Source organism: Streptomyces sp. UH6, from assembly GCF_013421635.1.
Lineage (GTDB): Bacteria > Actinomycetota > Actinomycetes > Streptomycetales > Streptomycetaceae > Streptomyces > Streptomyces abyssomicinicus.
The window spans coordinates 1-1,542 of the sequence record NZ_JACADT010001194.1 but is presented as its reverse complement, the minus strand read 5'-3'; the positions used below and the strand labels follow the sequence as shown (position 1 = coordinate 1,542).

The window sequence follows — 1,542 nt, the reverse complement described above, 5'->3', positions numbered from 1 at the left end:
CCCCGCGCTCCCTCCTGCGCGGCGCGCGCGAGCTGGGCGATCTCGCGCGGGTTGCCGAGCTGCGCCGCCAGGTGGCTCATGGACGCGGCCAGCACGTATCCGCCGTAACCGCGGTCTCCCGCCGCCTGGGCGAGGCGCAGCGCCTGGATGTAGTAGCGCTGGGCGAGGGCGGGCTGCCCGGTGTCCACGGCCATGTACCCGGCCAGTTCGGTGAGGCGGGCGACGGCGGCGAACAGGTCCCGGCCGACCGTTTCCCGGTACGACCCGGAGAGCAGGCCGGAGACCACGCTGTTGAGGTAGTGGACCAGGACCGGGCGGACGTGCCCGCTGCCGAACTGGTGGTCCAGGTCGACGAGGGCCTGGGTCATCGCCTTGACCGCGGCCACGTCGGACGGGCCGACCCGGGGGCCGACCGCCCGGGCGACCTGCGGGTCCGGGGCGGAGATCAGCCAGTCGCGGCTCGGTTCGACCAGTGCGGAGGAGGCCACCGAGGTGCCGGCCAGGAAGTCCCGCCGCCCCACGTCGCTGCGCCACAGCTCGCAGACCTGCTCCACCGCGCCCGGCACGGTCGGGGCGAACTGGAGGCCCACCCCGGTGGCGAGGTTCTTGCCGTTGGCCATGCCGATCTCGTCGATGGTGACGGTGCGGCCCAGTTTCCGGCCGAGCGCCTCGGCGATGACCGCGGGCGCGCGGCCCCGCGGCTGCTGGCCGCGGAGCCAGCGGGCCACCGAGGTCTTGTCGTAGCGGAGGTCGAGGCCGTGTTCCGCGCCGCACAGGTTGACCCGGCGGGCCAGCCCGGCGTTGGAGCAGCCGGCCTCCTGGATGAGCGCCTGCAGCCGTTCGTTGGGCTGTCGTGCGACGAGTGGCCTGGCGGCCATGAATACCCCCTGGTTGCTCCAGCTGGTGCTGTCTGTGGTCCGCGCGTGGTGCGGGTCCGCTCCGGGTGTGCCGGGCCGGGCCCCCAGTGGCTACCCAGCGCCCGCTCGCCCGCCGCCCGCGCGCCCCCTCGAATGCACCTGTGCGCCCCGTGCTCCCCGGCGGTGACCGTGTCCCGTCCGCGTGTCCGGCGTAACCCGGACGTGTGAGAGGAGTTGAGTCGTTCGTGGAAAATACGATCTCCGGCACCGAAGTCACACCCATCCCGCAGCAGCGTGGCGAGGCGGGTCAGCAGCCGTCCGGGCACGGGCCCGGGCAGCCCGGGCAGGGGCGGCGCGGTTCCTCCTCGATGCTCGAGGCCGCCGTGGAGTACGCCGAGGAACGGCAGTGGCAGGTCTTTCCCGGCGTGGCGCTGGAGACGGTGGAGGGCGTGGTGCGCTGCTCCTGCGGTGACCCGTCCTGCCCGCTGCCGGGGGCGCATCCGGAGAGCCCGGACTGGACGAACCAGGCCACGCTGAGCGGGGCGGTCGCCCGCCGGCTGTGGGACAGGCGGCCGGATGCGGCGGTGCTGCTGCCGACGGGGCGGGGGTTCGACGTGCTGGAGGTGCCGGAGACGGCCGGGTACCTGGCGCTGGCCCGGCTGGACCGGCTGGGCGCGGAGCCGGG

Annotated in this window: 1 protein-coding gene and 1 pseudogene; one reads left to right on the top strand and one right to left on the bottom strand. The window is 74.7% G+C overall.

The annotated features are described in order from the left end of the window. Window positions 1-878 (bottom strand): annotated as a pseudogene (locus HW445_RS30540) (transcriptional regulator); the annotation flags it as partial. A 224-nt stretch (window positions 879-1,102) separates the two neighbouring features. On the opposite strand from HW445_RS30540, the gene HW445_RS30535 reads away from it, so the two are divergent. Continuing rightward, on the top strand, window positions 1,103-1,542 hold a 440-nt coding region (locus HW445_RS30535), incomplete at its 3' end, for a bifunctional DNA primase/polymerase (RefSeq protein ID WP_180224037.1).